We start from the raw sequence: 15,364 nt of genomic DNA on the forward strand, positions 1-15,364 counted from the left end.
CCGTACGATCGCGGCCGCCGACGACCCCGAGGCGACCCGCTCCGAACTGATCGCGGACTACGAGGACACCCTGCTCAACCCGTACACGGCGGCCGAGCGTGGCTACGTCGACGCGGTGATCATGCCGTCCGAGACCCGGCGCCACATCGTCCGGGGCCTGCGCGCGCTGCGCAACAAGCGCGAGCAACTGCCCCCGAAGAAGCACGGCAACATCCCGCTCTAGGTTCAGGAAGGGCTGTTTCCATGATCCGAATCGTCCGGGGCAATCCCACCCCAGAGGAGTTGGCGGCCGCACTGGCGGTCGTACAAGCACGCGCGGCGGCCGCGTCGGCCGCCGCGCAGGGCGAGGGCGTACCGGAGGAGTGGTCCGATCCGGCCCGCACCATCCCGAGCCACCGCGTCCCGCAGCCCGGCCCCAAGGCGTGGCGCACGACGTACTGGCCCGCCTGACCCGGCACCCCGGCTGACCCGATGTCCCGGCTGATCCGGCATATCGGCACCACCCGGAAATAGCGCCCGCGCGCCGTGGCGCCTGAGTACGCGTACTCAGGCGCCACGGCATCGCCCGGCCGCACTATCGGTCGCATGCTGTGGTCCGAGCCGCCCGATGAGCCGCCAGAAGAACTACGGCGCGCTCAGGCGATGCTCCGCCGCGTACGGGCCGTCCTGGCGATCGCCGTCATGATCGCCACCTGTCTGCTCACGCTGCACCCCTGAGGGGTGGATCCGCGCCCGCCGGTCTACTGCTTCTTGAAGGAGCGGATCTGGTAGCTGCCCTGGAGATTGCCCCCGTGGCCGGCGGCCGTCGATCCGACGCGCGCGTTGTAGTTGGTCTGCGTGTAGTACTGCACGCGGTGGCCCGTTCCGTTCCACACGGACAGCACGTTCTTGCCGTTGCGGATGAAGGAACACAGGTCGGCGGTGTTCGCCACCTTCTCCGACGACCACTGGCAGCGGGTGCCACCGCCGTCCCAGCCGCTGTAGATGCAGAACTTCCCCGGATCGCAGTGGAAGGCCGCCGCGCCGGTGCCGGTCCCCGGGGTTGCCGGGGCCGAGCCGGTGGCGGACGCGGCGGGGGCCGCGCCGAGGGCGGCCGCGAAGGCGAGCGAGGCGATGGCGAGCGAAGCGGTGCGACGCATGGAAAACGTCCCCTTCCGTCGGTGTCCCCGGGCGACCACCCGGGCGGAAGTCAGTCTGGTGCGACGGAAACGGCCCTCGTCAGGGCGTGCGGAGGGGGCGCGGGAGGCACCCCGGGAGAGTGCGGACGCTCGCCCTCCGCACCATGAGCCGGGGGCTGGCGGTCGCACCGGTCGCGGACCACCCGCGCCGCCCGCCTACCCTGGTGCGCATGACTGCCCAGCGCGCTCTGATCCTCGCCTCCGCCTCGCCCGCCCGCCTCGGACTGCTGCGGCAGTCGGGATTCGCGCCGGAGGTGATCGTCAGCGGAGTGGACGAGGACGCGCTGAGCGCCGAGACGCCCGCCGCGCTGGCGCGGGTGCTGGCGGAGGCCAAGGCGGCGGCCGTGGCCGGGCTGCCGGAGGCCGACGGGGCGATCGTCGTCGGCTGCGATTCGGTGCTGGAGCTGGACGGGCAGGCGCTCGGCAAGCCCGCGGACGCCGAGGAGGCCACCGCCCGCTGGAAGTCGATGCGCGGCCGGTCGGGCGTCCTGCGCACCGGCCACTGCGTGATCGACACCGCGAGCGGCCGCCGCACCTCGGCCACCGCCTCCACCACGGTCCACTTCGGCGAGCCGACCGACGCCGAGGTCGCCGCGTACGTGGCGAGCGGCGAACCCCTGCACGTGGCGGGCGCGTTCACGCTCGACGGGCGTTCGGCACCGTTCATCGAGGGCATCGAGGGCGACGCGGGCAACGTCATCGGGCTGTCGCTGCCGATGCTGCGCACGCTGCTGGCCGAGATCGGCGTGGGCATCACCGACCTCTGGGCGTGAGGTCTGAAAGCGCCTCAGGCCGGACTGGGGGCGTCCTGGCCGCCCTCGCCCTCCGGGGCGGCGGCCCCGCCCCGGGCCAGGCCCTCCGGCTCGTACGCCAGCAAGCTGAGCACCACCAGCCCCAGCACCACCATCAGGCACACGAACGCGAACCAGCCCGCCAGGCCGATCGAGAACGCGCCCACCACCCCGTGCGTCACCGCGCAGGTGAGCAGCAGGATGCGGCCGGGACGACCGGGCGCGCGGTCGCGCAGCGCCATGCGGAGCAGCACCGCGCAGCACAGCAGCAGATAGACGCCGAAGACGCCGCCGCCGACCCAAGTCCCCACGGACATCGCGTCGGTGTCCATCCCGCCCAGGGACATCCGCTGCCGGTCCACGACCAGGCCCAGGATCCAGTTCAGCAGCCCTATCCCGACCGCCTCCAGCATCAGCGCCACGGCCGCCACCGCGGCCACTGGTCTGCGTGCCACCCCGCCCACCTCTTCCGGTTCGACATCGCGAACGCTACTAACGGGTAAGCCGCCCCACAAGAGCTGTGCGAGGAGCTGTCGCGCGCAGGACCGTGCGGCAAAGTTTCCGCCCCTCGTTCGTAGGGATCCCACAAAGAAACGCGAAGCTCCCCAGCACGGCGGAGCGGGGATCCCGCCCACAGCGCGGGCTCCGTCGCGGGCCGGAAAACCGGGCGTACCGTGGAGCGACGGGGGATTCGGCTGCCTGCCTCGGGCAGGGTTAACGCTCCGTGTGGTCAAGCTCACGCCCGAGGGCTTCTCGGCGTGGGGTGTCGCCTGTACCTAAACTCGGCTTGTTTCAAGGAGGGAGCCATCGTGCGCAAGGTGCTCATCGCCAATCGTGGCGAGATCGCTGTCCGTGTTGCCCGTGCCTGCCGGGATGCCGGGATCGCGAGCGTTGCCGTCTACGCCGATCCGGACCGGGACGCCGTTCATGTGCGCGCGGCGGACGAGGCCTATGCGCTGGGTGGTGACACTCCGGCGGCCAGCTATCTGGACCAGGCCAAGGTGCTGGCCGCGGCCGCCGAGTCCGGCGCCGACGCCGTCCACCCCGGCTATGGCTTCCTCTCGGAGAACGCCGACTTCGCCCAGGCCGTCCTGGACGCCGGCCTGACCTGGATCGGCCCCCCGCCGCACGCCATCCGCGACCTGGGCGACAAGGTCGCCGCCCGCCACATCGCCCAGCGCGCCGGAGCCCCCCTGGTCGCCGGCACCCCCGACCCCGTCTCCGGCGCGGAGGAGGTCGTGGCGTTCGCCGAGCAGCACGGCCTGCCGATCGCGATCAAGGCCGCCTTCGGTGGCGGCGGCCGTGGTCTGAAGGTCGCCCGCACCATGGAGGAAGTGCCCGAGCTGTACGACTCCGCCGTCCGCGAGGCGGTGGCCGCGTTCGGCCGGGGTGAGTGCTTCGTCGAGCGCTACCTGGACAAGCCGCGCCATGTGGAGACCCAGTGCCTGGCCGACACCCACGGCAACGTGGTCGTGGTCTCCACCCGTGACTGCTCCCTCCAGCGCCGCCACCAAAAGCTCGTGGAGGAGGCCCCCGCGCCGTTCCTGAGCCAGGAGCAGAACGCCGAGCTGTACCGGGCGTCGAAGGCCATCCTGAAGGAGGCCGGATACGTCGGCGCGGGCACCGTCGAATTCCTCGTCGGGACGGACGGCACGATCTCCTTCCTGGAGGTCAACACCCGTCTGCAGGTCGAGCACCCGGTGACGGAGGAGGTCTCCGGCATCGACCTGGTCCGGGAGATGTTCCGCATCGCCGACGGCGAGGAACTGGGCTACGACGACCCGCCGCTGCGCGGCCATTCCTTCGAGTTCCGTATCAACGGCGAGGACCCGGGCCGCAACTTCCTGCCCGCCCCGGGCACCGTCACCACCTTCGCCCCGCCCACCGGTCCGGGTGTGCGGCTGGACGCGGGCGTGGAGTCCGGGTCGGTGATCGGCCCGGCGTGGGACTCGCTGCTGGCCAAGCTGATCGTCACCGGCGCCACCCGCGCCCAGGCCCTCCAGCGCGCCGCCCGGGCGCTGGCGGAGTTCCAGGTCGAGGGCATGGCCACCGCGATCCCCTTCCACCGGGCCGTGGTCGCCGACCCCGCCTTCACCAGCGACCCGTTCACCATCCACACCCGCTGGATCGAGACCGAGTTCACCAACACCATCCCGCCCTACACCGCCGCTCCCGCCACCGACGAGGACGAGGAAGCCGGCGCGCGGGAGACGGTGGTGGTCGAGGTCGGCGGCAAGCGGCTGGAGGTCTCCCTGCCCGCCTCCCTCGGCGTGGCCACCGCACCCGCGGGCGGCTCGAAGAAGCCCAAGCGCAAGGCCGTCAAGAAGGGCGGCTCCGCCGCCTCCGGCGACGCCCTCGCCTCCCCCATGCAGGGCACCATCGTCAAGGTCGCCGTCTCCGAAGGCGACACCGTGGCCGAAGGCGACCTCATCGTCGTCCTCGAAGCCATGAAAATGGAACAACCCCTCAACGCCCACCGCGCCGGGATCGTCAAGAACCTCAACGCGGACGTCGGCTCCTCCGTCAGCTCCGGCGCCGTCGTCTGCGAGATCAAGGACTGACGCCGCGACCGCGCTCCACTCATCGGCAGGCGTCACCCCGACACGTCCGTTCCAGCGGGGGAGGGGCCTGCCGATGGTTGTGCCGGGCGGTCAGTCCTTCAGCGTCCGCTCCAGGAAGCCCAGCACCGTGTCCGCGTACACATCCGGCTGGGTCTTGATGCCCTGCAGATGGTCGGTGTCCGGCAGTGTGTGCACCTCGGCCAGCGGATAGCGCTCGCCCAGCGCCCGTACCCCCTCGGCCGGGATCATCGTGTCGCGCTCACCGGCGAGGAAGAGCATCGGCGTCCGCTCGTACGCCCCCTCCGCCGCCGGCGGCCACTGCACCCGCAGCATCGCCAGGGCCGACGACGCGGCGACCGTCTCCAGCGCCTTCCGGGAGAGCCCGGTGCGCAGCGGCCCGGGGATGGGCAGGCCGTCGGCCGCGACGAAGTTGCGGAACAGCGGGGACAGTTCCAGGGCCGGTCCGCTGTCGCAGATCACCGCGTCGACCGGGCAGTCCGCCGCCCGCCCCAGCAGATAGAAGGAGGGGAAGGCGGAGATGGAGAAGCCGAAGACGGCGAAGCGCGCCGCCGCGTACTCCTCCGTCGCGCGCAGATGCTTGACGACCGCGACCACATCGTCGGTGTGACGGTCGCTCATGCCCCAGCACGCCGGGTCCGAGACGCTCTTGCCGTGGTTGCGGTGGTCGAACAGGGCGACCGTGTAGCCCGCCCGGTTCAGCATCGCCGCCTGCGCCAGGCTCGCCGACTTGCTCAAGCCCAGCCCGTGGCCGAGCACCACCACGCGCGCGGTGTCCCCCGGGATGAGCCACACATGCAGCCCGCGCGGCTTCCCGCTCAGCGGCACCTGGACATCGGTGCTGGTCAGCCCCAGGTCCTCGGGCTTTTTGTGATGCGGCCGCCGGGGCGGGTGGTAGATGAAATACGAGAGGAAGGCGCCGTAGAACGGAGCCACCGGGAGAGTCGCCGCGGAGGCCGCCTTCGTCAGGAATCCCGTCGCCATATCGCAAACCCCCATCACAGATCGTGCCCGGTCGTGCGCGATCGTAGTGGTGTCATCCCGTGACCGGGCGGGCCGGGAACGGAACGTGTCCGAAGTCACCGGGGGTTTCCGTACGGCAACGTCGCGTCGTGGTAAGGGCGTTGCCGGTGCGGCGGGCGGGTACGGTCGTCGATGGACGGACGCCGGACGGCGGACACGGATGAACTCCAACGGAGGTAACGGAACAGTGCCGCTCATACGCCCGGCCGACGACCCTCCCCTTTCCGACGGCTGGGGACCGCTCGCCGCGCCGCCCCGCCCCGAGGACCGCCCCGGCCCCGGCGAGGTCGCCGTATGGCTGCTGCGGATCCCGCCGTCGGCCGCCGCTGCCGCCGCCCTCGCGGACCGGACGCTGGACGCGGGCGAGCGCGAGCGCGCCGCCGGAATGCGGCACGAGACGGCGCGCGAGCGCTACGTCACCTCGCACGTGGGGCTGCGGACGGTGCTCGGCGGATATCTGGGGACGGACCCGGCGGACATCGAGTTCACCCGCGAAACCTGTGGCATGCCGGACTGCGACAAGCCGCACGGCCGCCCAGCCGTTGCCGGCGAGTCCACCCTGGCGTTCTCGCTCTCCCACGCCGGGGACGCCGCGCTGTGCGCGGTGTCGGGCGGCGCGCCCGTCGGCGCCGACATCGAGGAGCGCAGCCCGAGGCGCACCGGCGCCCGGCTCGACGGACTGATCGGCCAGTTGCACCCCGGGGAGCGCGCGGCGATCGCGGCACTGCCGGAGGAGGAGCTGCGGGAGCGGGCGTTCATGAGCTGCTGGGTGCGCAAGGAGGCGTATCTGAAGGGCATCGGCACCGGGCTGCCGGGCGGGCTCCGTACCCATTACGTCGGCCTCGCGGACCAGCTCGACGCCCCGGCCCCCGCCGACGCGTCCACCCCGCCGGGCTGGGCCTTCGCGGACCTGCCCGCCCCGCCCGGCTACCACGCCGCCGTCGCCGTCCGTACCGACCCCGACCGTGCCGACGCGGCCCCGGCCGTGACCTTCACCGGTCTACGGCTGGGGTGACCGGGTCGGGTACCTTCGGACGCCCGGCATCCGCTGCATCGTTCCCACCCTGCCACTGGGTGGCCACCGCCGCCCCATACGCCGCCGAGTCCTGGAGCGGCTGGACCTCACGGACGTCACCGTCGCCATGAACGACTGGGGAGGAGCCCAGGTCCCACGGGCGCGTACCATCACGGCCGTGGTGTCGGACCCGCGGCGTACCGTCGTGGGTATGTGCAGATCTATCAAGACGCTCCGCCCGCCGTATGCCGAATCGGTCACCGAGGAGGACATGCGCGCCGCCGCGCTCCAGTACGTACGCAAGATCAGCGGCTTCCGGCAGCCCGCTCCGCACAACGCCGAGGCGTTCGACAAGGCGGTCGAGGCGATCGCCGCCGCCACCGGGGAGCTGCTGAGCACGCTGGAGGTCAGGGGCCGCACAACCTGAATGGCCCGGGTGTCTCACCCGGGCCATTCAGGTTGTGCGGCCCCGAAGACGAGATCATCGCGCAGCTGACGTGAACCAGGCGTCCTGCCGAAGCGTGAGACGCGTGTGATCATGCGGCAAGAGTGGCAGCCGTATCCTTGGCAAGGATTGAAAGCCAGGTGGGTACCTGCGGCTCTCGTTCGATTGTGCGTAGCACCTTGCGGAGGATGCTCCGGTTTCTTCCGGAACCGACAACACGCAGAAGCGAAGCAATGGACTCTAGTTCCGCTTCCGCCTCGCGCCACGCCTTTTCATCTTTGAAAGCGGAGAGTAGCCCGATCCGCAAATGCAATGCCCCGCGTCCGTCGGGGATCGTCACATGCTCGATGGCGTTCTGAATGGTTGAGGTAGCCTGGTCGGCCGCGCCCAGGTCCAGCAATGCAGCCCCCCGATGCCACCTGACCTCGTTATCGTCCACCCACCATGTCCACCCTGGGTCGCGCGGGCTCAAGGACTCTTCGACTCGGCCCCTGGCCGCGTCGAGGGCGGTCAAAGTGCGGTGGCGATCGCCTGTCTGGGCAAGTGCTCGACCGCGACGCACCTCCGCCAAGAGCGCGATCCTTGGTGGAACGCGACGCCGGCCGAGAAGCTCATCCGCGATGCGCAGGGCTTCCCCGGGGCGGCCCCGTTCGATGTCGAGCATGGCCAGCATGTCCAGGGCGAACCATTGCATCGAACGATCCCCGGCATGTCGCGCCAGCATGTGCGATTCCAGGAACGCGGTGCGGGCGGCGTCCCATTGCGCTGCATCGAACAGCAGCCATCCGGCAACCTCGGCTGATTCCGCCGCGGCGGCCAGAAAGCCGGTTCGATCCTTTTCTGGGATCGAACCGGCTTCGAGTTTCCCCTGTGCGGCTTGCCAGACTTGGACAGCGGCGGGCGCTACCGTGTCCCCGCCGTACCGCTCGGCGTGCTGGAGTAAGTGCGTGGCGCTGGCTTTCATGTACGCGATGTCCGAGCAGGCTCCACCGGGATGCTCGGAGGGTTCCTTCGCTGTGACCAGTGATGCCAAGCTTCCCTCTCCGCCGAGCAGTTGGTCCAGTGCTTCCGCCAGCCTCGGGGAAGGCAATTGTTTTCCGTTGACGACTCGCGACAGATAACTCACGTCGTAGTTGAGGACCCGGGCGGCGCCTCTCAAGCTTATGCCTCGTTCCGCGAGTGCGGCGCGGACGTGGGCTGCGAAGTCATCCATACCTGCTCCGAGGTGTTGACCGTTGACTCTTCAGTTTAGTCAACGCGGTTCAACTCCCGCAGGGCTGTGGCCATTCGCCAGCCTGAGAAGACGCAAGGACCCCGGCGGCGTGTCAGCGCCCCGGGGCGTGGCCAACAGCTGAGAAGGAGCTGATGACGTGCTCGACCTTATCCGGCGTGCACTCGAATGGGTGAGATCAGTTTGCGTCGCGTTACGCCCACGCGGCCGTCACCGGGCCGGGCCGACGGCTCTCACCGGGCCCGCAGCAACCGTGGCGCTTCCGCTGCCGATCACCAACGGCGTGCCGTCCTCGGCCTTCGCCGCACGACGTCCAACCGCGCCGGATCCGCGCGATCTTGATGCGACGTTCGACACCGGGCGGTTGCTCGTCCGGCCGTACGTCCTCGCCCACGAGGAACGCGAGCGGAGTCGATGCGAGCGACGCCACCAGCGGAAGCGGCGGCGGGTGTTGCTGCTGGCCCTCGACGGCGTCGACGCGGGACCGGAGTGGATTCACGGCGTCCTTGTGGGGGCGGGGCGGTGACGGCGACAGGCGGCCTGCGACTGTTGCCGTGGACCAGCCCGGACGGCAAGCCGTGCTACCTGGCGCCAGCCGGTGCCAACAGCCGGTTGAGCCGACGGGCGGATGAGATCGAGGCTCTCCAGCTCTCCATGGGCACCGAACTCATCGGTCACGCCCGCGCGTTGCTCGACGATCGGAAGGCGGGCATCAGGGAGATCCGCTTCCTGGCGGAACGGCTGTGTGAGGCGTTGCGAGACGCGCTTCGGGTGGCCGAGAGCAGAGGAGCGCGGTTGCCTGCGGGTGACGAGGGTGACGACCCGGCCGAGGCGGAGGGCCGCAAGGCGTCCGCCGACGGAGATGAGGAGGCGCCGTGACCGACTGGACAATCAGCCCCGTCCCGGGGCGGGGCTTGCGCCGAGCCGAGGGCGGCGTGCTCGCTCTGCCACTCGGGATCAGCGGGGACGGACGGCATCTCGCCGTCACCGAACTGCGGCTGACCCCCGCCTCTGCGGAACAGTTGCACGCGGCCCTGTGCTACGCGCTGGACGGACAGCTTCCGCCTCATGACGGACCAGAGTGCCGACAGCCGGTCCGCTACCCGGGTGGCCGACAACGATACTGACGATCGCCGCCCAGCCCTTGTCGCGCTTGCTCCGAGGCGACGAGGGCCGGGCGGTCCCGCACGCGGCCCGGGGATTCCATTCAGGACGCCCCGGTACGGACGCGCTGCTGTCTTGCCCGCACGTGCCCACCGCGGACCCGCGCCGGCCATGGGATCAGCGGACGTAGTTCTTCAGGACGTCCGAGTCCAGCGTGATGCCCACCGGAGCGGGAAGGACTACCTGCTCGCCGAAGGGGGCCCGGTGGATGTCGAGGTAGCAGCCGCTCTTCGGGGCGGGGTTGGTGTGGACGATGACCGCACAGGCGTCACGGTCCACGAGGAGATAGACGGGAATGCCCGCCGCCGCGTAGGCGGCGGGCTTGTCGACGCGGTCGCGGCGGTCCGTGTCCCCGTCGCGTGAGGTGACTTCGACGGCCATCAGGACCCCTTCGGGGTCGGACCACTCACCGTGTCCGCTGAAGTGCCCGTCCGGCGCCAGCACCCCGTCCGGGCGGGCCCGCCCCTTGCGGTAGGCCTCGACCTTCAGCCCACGCTCGCCCGCGTAGAGCCAGAGGTCGGGGCGGTGCTGCATGCAGCGCTTCTGCAGCCACCTGACAATCTCGTCGTGATCCCCGTCCGGCACGCACTTCTCCTCGATCCGCCCGTTGATGAACTCCAACGTGACGGTTTCGGGCGCGGTGGAGGCGATCTCCTCGAACTCCTCCACCAGCATGTGGGACGTGCGCTCGGTCATAACCGTCATGTTGCACCCCTTTCCTGGAGGAAGCCAGTGTTCCCGGGCGCATGTGCGGCGGGGGCGCACTCCAGGGTGGATCACTCCTGCGAGTGACAGTCCGGCATCGGACGGTGACGCGCACAGCATCGTGTGCCGAGCAAACACGACTGAGGCTCCCCGAAGAATCGGGGAGCCTCAGTCAATGCCATGGTGCGCCGCCAGGGACTCGAACCCCGGACCCGCTGATTAAGAGTCAGCTGCTCTAACCAACTGAGCTAGCGGCGCCTGCTGACGACATAAATACTACCTGGTCCGGAAGGGTGCTTCCGACCACCATCAGATGGTCAGCGAGAGCAGCATCGGAGCCGCCTCGCGGTTGAGCAGGTAGGCGGCCTGTCGCAGCCGGTGGGCGTGCTCCAGCGGCAGGGACAGGGCCAGGCAGCCGACGGTGTGGCCCGCCGTGACGGGCACGGCCGCGCAGACCGTGCCCAGGGCGTATTCCTGTAGGTCGAGCACGGGCACGGTGGGCGGCTGGCTGTCCAGCTTGTGGAAGAGCGCCTTCTCGCTGGTCGTCGTCCGCGAGGTGAGCCGCACCGTCTTGTGCCGGGCGAGGTGATCGCGGCGGCCGTCGTGGTCGAGCTGGGTGAGCAGGCACTTTCCGAGGGCCATCGCATGGGCGGCGGCGCGGAAGTCCACCCACTCGTTGACCTTGGGCGTATGCGGGCTGTCCGCGTACTGCGTGATCCTGACCTCGCCGTCCACATAGCGGCTGAAGTAGACCGCCGCGCCCACCGAGTCGCGCAGCGCGCCGAGCGACTTCTGCAGCTGGTCCTCGACGGCGCGCCCGCGCCCCGGGGCACCGGTGTCCAGCAGGGCGAGGGACGTACCGCCGATGTACGCCCCGTCGGCGATCTGCTCGACGTACCCCTCGCGGCGCAGCATCCGCAGCAGCTCGGTGAGCCGGTCGCTCGGCAGCCGGGTCTCGCGGGCTATTCCGGCGTGGCTCACCCCGCCGGAGTGCCGGGCGACGACCTCCAGGATGCGCAGGGCGTGCCGCACCGAGCGGAGCGGCGCGATCGGCTCGGGCCCCAGCACCACGGCGTCCCCTCTCGCAGGTGGTGACCGCTTGCGTCATGGCCGTCGCCGCGGGTCACGGGTGCGGGGGTGGCCCACGGGATGCCCGCTTGGCGCGGCTTCGTACCACGATAGCCGCCAAGGAGGCGATATGGAGCGGAAGTTGGGCGATGGCATGTGCCATCGCCGGGCCGCCCACATCGCCCCCTCACGCCACGGTGTGCCGTCAGAGCACGGCGCTCAGGAACTCCCGGGTCCGCTCGTGCTCGGGCTCCGAGAAGATCTTCTCCGGCGGACCGGACTCGATGACCCGGCCCGCGTCGAACATCAGCACGTCGTCGGAGATGTCCCGCGCGAAGTTCATCTCGTGTGTCACGCACAGCATGGTGATGTCCGTCGTATGGGCGATGTCCCGCAGGACGTCCAGCACACCGGCCACCAGTTCCGGGTCGAGCGCCGAGGTCACCTCGTCCAGCAGCATCACCTGCGGCCGCATCGCCAGCGCCCGGGCGATCGCCACCCGCTGCTGCTGCCCGCCGGACAGCTGCGTCGGGTACATGTCGCACTTGTCGCCGAGTCCGACGAGGTCGAGCAGCTCCCGCGCCCGTGTCTCGGCCTCGTCCTTGTCCAGGCCCAGGACGTGCACCGGGGCCTCGGTGATGTTCCGCAGCACCCGCATGTTGGGGAAGAGGTTGAACTGCTGGAAGACCATGCCGATCTTCTTGCGCACCTCGCGGGTGTGCTTCTCGCCCGCCGGGACCAGCTTGCCGCCCCGGTCCTCGTGGGTGAGGTAGTCCCCGTCGACCTTGATCGTGCCCTCGTCGGGCTTGAGCAGCGTCATCAGCAGCCGCAGGATCGTGGTCTTGCCGGAGCCGGACGGGCCGATGAGGGTGACGTGCTTCCCGGAGGAGACCGAGAAGTCGAGGTCGTCCAGGACCGTATTGCCGCCGAAGCGCTTCGTCACCTTGTCGAAGCGGATCAGTTCACTGCCGTCCACGGCAGGATTCGTGTGGTCGGTTTCAGTGGCCAAGACGACGCTCCAGGACTCGCATGAGAAGAGATGCCGGATAGGCGATGAGGATGAACGCGATGCCGACCATCGTGAACGGCTCGATGTAGTGGAAGGACGACGAGGCCTCGCCCCGCGCCTTCTGCAGCATGTCGACGACGCCGATCAGCGCGAGCATCGGGGAGTCCTTCAGCATCGCGATGACGTAGTTGCCGAGGGCGGGCACCACGCGGCGGATCGCCTGCGGCAGGATCACCGCCAGCCAGGTGCGGCCACGGGGGAGGCTGAGCGCGGTGGCCGCCTCCCACTGGCCCACCGGCACCCCGTCGATGCCGGCCCGGTAGACCTCGGCGGTGTACGTGGAGTAGTGCAGCCCGAGCGCGATCACACCGGTGGTCAGCGCCGAGAACTTGATGTCCCAGGTCGGCAGCACGTAGAAGAAGAAGAACAGCTGCACCAGCAGCGGGGTGTTGCGGATGAACTCCGTCACCGCCGACACCGGCCAGCGTACGAAGCGGGTCGGCGAGCGGAACGCCATCGCCCACACCAGCCCCAGCGCGAACGCCAGGACCGAGCCGAGGGCGGTGGCCTCCAGTGTGATCAGCAGCCCGTGGCCCAGCTGAGGGAGGAAATCCCTGGCCACGTCCCAGTTCCACTTCACTGGGCACCTCCTCCGACGACGACGTTGCGCGACTGCTCGGTCTCCTGCTTGCCCAGCAGCTTGCGCGTGACCAGCGAACCCTCGGCCGGAGCCTGGCCGATGTTGGCCTTGGCCCGCCGCTCCAGCAGCCGCATCAGCCGGGTGAGGATGAACGCCAGCACGAAGTAGAGGACCAGGATGATCGAGTAGATCTGCGCACTCTCACCCGTCGCCAGCCGGGAGAGCTGGGCGGCGAAGGTGATGTCGGCGACGTTCACGGCCGAGACCAGGGCCGTCGCCTTCAGGATCTCGATCAGCAGATTGTTGAACGGCGGGATCATCTCGGGGATCGCCTGCGGCAGGATCACCCGCCGCATCCGCTGCGCCGGGGTGAAGCTGAGCGCGATGGCCGCCTCACGTTGCGCGGGCGCCACGGAGGCGATCGCGCCGCGGACGATCTCGGAGCCGTACGCCCCGTAGTTCAGCCCGATGGCCAGCACCGCCGCCCACATCGGGAACAGCTGCCACCCGAACGCCAGCGGCATCACGAACGCCAGCCAGAACATCAGCACCAGGGCCGACGTGCCGCGGAAGATCTCCACGTAGGTGCCGGTGAGGAAGCGGACGATCCGCAGCCGCGAGGTGCGCGCCATGCCGATGCCGAAGGCGACCACCAGGGCGAAGGCCGCGCTGTACAGGGTCAGCTGGATCGTGATCCAGACGCCCGGAAGAAGCCAGTGTTCCCACAGCCCGGCCGTCATGTGCACAGCTCCTTGGCGGTCAGATCGGTCATCTCCTGCTCGGTGAAACCGAAGGGCCGCACGATGCGCAGCAGCTCGCCGCTCTTCTTCATCTTGTGCAGCTCGGCGTTGAAGGCGTCGCGGAGCTTGGTCTCCTCCGGCCGGAAGGCGAAGCCGCCCGCCCCGATGTCCGGCTTGCCGTCGAGCATCGGCTGGAACGGCTCGGTCGCCTCGGCCAGCCGGCTGTTCCGCTGCTTGACCACGTTGTGCACGGTCACGGTCGTGCCCGCGAACACATCGGCCCGGCCCTGCTCCACCGCCAGCAGACCGGCCAGCTGGTCCGGGAGGATCAGCATGTCGCTCTCCTTGACCCCGGCGTTCTTGGCGTAATCGATCTCGGCATAAGCGGTGCCGGTGGCCATTTTGGCCTTGTGTTTGACGATGTCGTCGTAATTGTGCAGGTTCTTCGGATTGCCCTTGCGGACGATGAACGCGTCCCGCATGCGGTAGTCGGGGTCGGAGAAGATCACCTGGGCGCAGCGTTCCGGATTGATGTACATCCCCGCGGAGACCACATCGAACTGCTGCGAGCGGAGTCCCGGAATCAAGGAGCCGAACTCGGTCGGCACCGGCTGGACCTTGGCCACGCCCAGCCGCTTGAAGATGACCTTCGCGATCTCCGGCGCCTCACCGGTGAAGTCGCCGTTTTTGTCGATATAGCCGAATGGGATCTCCCCCGCAATTCCCAGCCGGACCGTGCCCTGCGCCCGCAGGCGCTCCAGCAGATTGCCCCCGTCTCTGGCGTCCGTGCCGGATACCCGGCTACAGCCGACCGCGCCCAGCAGGCCAAGAGCCGCGCCGCCGACCAGAAGTGATCGACGGGATGCCCCTTTTGTTCTGCTATCGATATCTTTTCCACGTGGTGGAGCCATGGGCGCGCGGCTACCCGAACTCGCGGAATATATGCGGGCCGTTTCCAGCCCTTGATACGGACGTTGTTGGGTAGGCCCCCTGGGGAAGGACTGGGCAAGGACTGGTTCCGAAGTGACCTGGAGGAATGTCGATGGTTGACCGAGCCGACCGGTTCATCGAGGTCTCGCTCGACAAGCGTGGAGTGACCTGCACCGCGAAACTCCTCGACGACCGCGCACCGATCACCTGCGAGGCGGTCTGGAACGCGCTGCCGCTGGGAGGTGACGTGTATCACGCCAAGTACGCGCGGAACGAGATCTACGCGCTGCTGGCACCCTTCGCCCCCGAGGAGCCCCCGCTGGAGAACCCCACGATCACCCCCATCCCCGGCGACCTCTGCTACTTCACCTTCTCCGACACCCAGCTCGGCACGAAGTCCTACGGCTACGAGGCCCAGGCCAAGCACCAGGGCAAGCGCCAAGTGGTCGACCTCGCGCTGTTCTACGAGCGCAACAACCTGCTCATCAACGGCGACGCGGGCTGGGTCCCCGGCATCGTCTGGGGCTCGGTGGTCGACGGCCTGGACCGCATGGCCGACGCCTGCCAGGACCTCTGGCGCGCGGGCGCCCTGGGCGAAACGCTGAGCTTCCGCCGAGCGTAAGCCCCTACCGCCCCGACCCCGGGCACACCCGGCCCCTGCGGCGCTTGAGGGGCGGGGCCCCGCCCGAGGCACGGGGCGGAGCCCACCCGGGGGCCGGGGCGGTGATGCCCCACCCCCGGCCCCTCCGGCGTTTGAGGAGCGGGACCCGGGGCGGAGCCCCGGCGGGGGAGCGGGGGCGGAGCCCCCGCAGCGGGCCCGGGGCGGAGCCCCGGTTCGGGAAGGGG

The 15,364-nt window shown here is 69.8% G+C and carries 21 protein-coding genes and 1 tRNA gene; 11 read left to right on the plus strand and 11 right to left on the minus strand.

Annotation, left to right across the window (positions count from 1 at the left end; translation table 11 throughout):
• The 3 genes from ASC60_RS19155 to mmpB form a co-directional block, all read left to right on the plus strand.
• The coding region (locus ASC60_RS19155; protein WP_055552523.1) for a carboxyl transferase domain-containing protein at window positions 1-223 on the plus strand (223 nt) is incomplete at its 5' end.
• 20 nt (window positions 224-243) lie between these two features.
• A complete protein-coding gene (locus ASC60_RS19160; RefSeq protein WP_055552525.1) occupies window positions 244-450 on the plus strand; it encodes an acyl-CoA carboxylase epsilon subunit in 207 nt (68 codons plus the stop codon).
• 135 nt (window positions 451-585) lie between these two features.
• On the plus strand, window positions 586-717 hold the full coding sequence (gene mmpB, locus ASC60_RS43750) for a morphogenic membrane protein MmpB (RefSeq protein WP_267892808.1): 132 nt from the start codon (window positions 586-588) through the stop codon (window positions 715-717).
• 23 nt (window positions 718-740) lie between these two features.
• Here mmpB and ASC60_RS19170 read toward each other — a convergent pair whose 3' ends face one another.
• Window positions 741-1,139 (minus strand): peptidase inhibitor family I36 protein, encoded by a 399-nt coding sequence (locus ASC60_RS19170; RefSeq protein WP_055552529.1) that lies wholly within the window; start codon window positions 1,137-1,139, stop codon window positions 741-743.
• Window positions 1,140-1,348: 209 nt separating this feature from the next.
• On the opposite strand from ASC60_RS19170, the gene ASC60_RS19175 reads away from it, so the two are divergent.
• A complete protein-coding gene (locus ASC60_RS19175) occupies window positions 1,349-1,951 on the plus strand; it encodes a nucleoside triphosphate pyrophosphatase (RefSeq protein WP_199830994.1) in 603 nt (200 codons plus the stop codon).
• Window positions 1,952-1,965: 14 nt separating this feature from the next.
• Here ASC60_RS19175 and ASC60_RS19180 read toward each other — a convergent pair whose 3' ends face one another.
• Window positions 1,966-2,424 (minus strand): hypothetical protein, encoded by a 459-nt coding sequence (locus ASC60_RS19180; protein ID WP_079038506.1) that lies wholly within the window; start codon window positions 2,422-2,424, stop codon window positions 1,966-1,968.
• Between the two features lie 354 nt (window positions 2,425-2,778).
• On the opposite strand from ASC60_RS19180, the gene ASC60_RS19185 reads away from it, so the two are divergent.
• Entirely contained in the window at window positions 2,779-4,530 is a 1,752-nt protein-coding gene (locus ASC60_RS19185; RefSeq protein ID WP_055552530.1) for a biotin carboxylase N-terminal domain-containing protein, read from the plus strand.
• 90 nt (window positions 4,531-4,620) lie between these two features.
• Here the strand turns inward: ASC60_RS19185 and ASC60_RS19190 are convergent, their stop codons facing one another.
• Entirely contained in the window at window positions 4,621-5,532 is a 912-nt protein-coding gene (locus ASC60_RS19190; protein ID WP_055552532.1) for an alpha/beta hydrolase, read from the minus strand.
• 226 nt (window positions 5,533-5,758) lie between these two features.
• On the opposite strand from ASC60_RS19190, the gene ASC60_RS19195 reads away from it, so the two are divergent.
• Both ASC60_RS19195 and ASC60_RS19200 read left to right on the plus strand, forming a co-directional pair.
• Window positions 5,759-6,586, plus strand: coding sequence for a 4'-phosphopantetheinyl transferase superfamily protein (locus ASC60_RS19195; protein WP_234357024.1), 828 nt, complete (start codon window positions 5,759-5,761; stop codon window positions 6,584-6,586).
• A 211-nt stretch (window positions 6,587-6,797) separates the two neighbouring features.
• Window positions 6,798-7,013, plus strand: a complete 216-nt coding sequence (locus ASC60_RS19200; protein ID WP_055553075.1) for a DUF2277 domain-containing protein — start codon at window positions 6,798-6,800, stop codon at window positions 7,011-7,013.
• Window positions 7,014-7,122: 109 nt separating this feature from the next.
• On the opposite strand, the gene ASC60_RS19205 is transcribed toward ASC60_RS19200, so the two are convergent.
• Complete coding sequence (locus ASC60_RS19205; protein WP_063787169.1) at window positions 7,123-8,244, minus strand: helix-turn-helix transcriptional regulator; 1,122 nt, start codon at window positions 8,242-8,244, stop codon at window positions 7,123-7,125.
• A 157-nt stretch (window positions 8,245-8,401) separates the two neighbouring features.
• Between ASC60_RS19205 and ASC60_RS41725 the strand changes: the two genes are divergently transcribed.
• The 3 genes from ASC60_RS41725 to ASC60_RS39405 are packed head-to-tail and all read left to right on the plus strand — an operon-like array spanning window position 8,402 to window position 9,389.
• Complete coding sequence (locus ASC60_RS41725; RefSeq protein WP_159043292.1) at window positions 8,402-8,788, plus strand: hypothetical protein; 387 nt, start codon at window positions 8,402-8,404, stop codon at window positions 8,786-8,788.
• Complete coding sequence (locus ASC60_RS19210; RefSeq protein ID WP_055552536.1) at window positions 8,785-9,141, plus strand: hypothetical protein; 357 nt, start codon at window positions 8,785-8,787, stop codon at window positions 9,139-9,141. Before ASC60_RS41725 ends, ASC60_RS19210 begins: the two co-directional genes overlap by 4 nt.
• Window positions 9,138-9,389 (plus strand): hypothetical protein, encoded by a 252-nt coding sequence (locus tag ASC60_RS39405; RefSeq protein WP_079038485.1) that lies wholly within the window; start codon window positions 9,138-9,140, stop codon window positions 9,387-9,389. Before ASC60_RS19210 ends, ASC60_RS39405 begins: the two co-directional genes overlap by 4 nt.
• Before the next feature lie 154 nt (window positions 9,390-9,543).
• Here ASC60_RS39405 and ASC60_RS19215 read toward each other — a convergent pair whose 3' ends face one another.
• The 7 genes from ASC60_RS19215 to ehuB form a co-directional block, all read right to left on the minus strand.
• Window positions 9,544-10,131 (minus strand): Uma2 family endonuclease, encoded by a 588-nt coding sequence (locus ASC60_RS19215; protein WP_055552538.1) that lies wholly within the window; start codon window positions 10,129-10,131, stop codon window positions 9,544-9,546.
• A gap of 181 nt (window positions 10,132-10,312) precedes the next feature.
• A tRNA-Lys gene (locus ASC60_RS19220) sits at window positions 10,313-10,389 on the minus strand.
• 51 nt (window positions 10,390-10,440) lie between these two features.
• Entirely contained in the window at window positions 10,441-11,202 is a 762-nt protein-coding gene (locus ASC60_RS19225; protein ID WP_055552540.1) for an IclR family transcriptional regulator, read from the minus strand.
• Between the two features lie 202 nt (window positions 11,203-11,404).
• A complete protein-coding gene (gene ehuA, locus ASC60_RS19230; protein WP_055552542.1) occupies window positions 11,405-12,175 on the minus strand; it encodes an ectoine/hydroxyectoine ABC transporter ATP-binding protein EhuA in 771 nt (256 codons plus the stop codon).
• Between the two features lie 22 nt (window positions 12,176-12,197).
• Window positions 12,198-12,848 carry an ectoine/hydroxyectoine ABC transporter permease subunit EhuD gene (ehuD, locus tag ASC60_RS19235; protein ID WP_055552544.1) on the minus strand — a complete coding sequence of 217 codons (651 nt, stop codon included), beginning with the start codon at window positions 12,846-12,848 and terminating at the stop codon, window positions 12,198-12,200.
• Complete coding sequence (ehuC, locus tag ASC60_RS19240; protein ID WP_055552546.1) at window positions 12,845-13,588, minus strand: ectoine/hydroxyectoine ABC transporter permease subunit EhuC; 744 nt, start codon at window positions 13,586-13,588, stop codon at window positions 12,845-12,847. The genes ehuD and ehuC overlap by 4 nt, the downstream gene beginning before the upstream one ends.
• Complete coding sequence (ehuB, locus tag ASC60_RS19245) at window positions 13,585-14,499, minus strand: ectoine/hydroxyectoine ABC transporter substrate-binding protein EhuB (RefSeq protein ID WP_079038486.1); 915 nt, start codon at window positions 14,497-14,499, stop codon at window positions 13,585-13,587. The genes ehuC and ehuB overlap by 4 nt, the downstream gene beginning before the upstream one ends.
• Before the next feature lie 131 nt (window positions 14,500-14,630).
• On the opposite strand from ehuB, the gene ASC60_RS19250 reads away from it, so the two are divergent.
• Window positions 14,631-15,140, plus strand: a complete 510-nt coding sequence (locus tag ASC60_RS19250; protein WP_055552548.1) for a DUF3830 family protein — start codon at window positions 14,631-14,633, stop codon at window positions 15,138-15,140.
• Window positions 15,141-15,364 lie beyond the last annotated feature (224 nt).

The sequence above is a fragment of the Streptomyces sp. NBRC 110028 genome (genome assembly GCF_001417735.1).
Classification (GTDB): Bacteria; Actinomycetota; Actinomycetes; order Streptomycetales; family Streptomycetaceae; genus Streptomyces.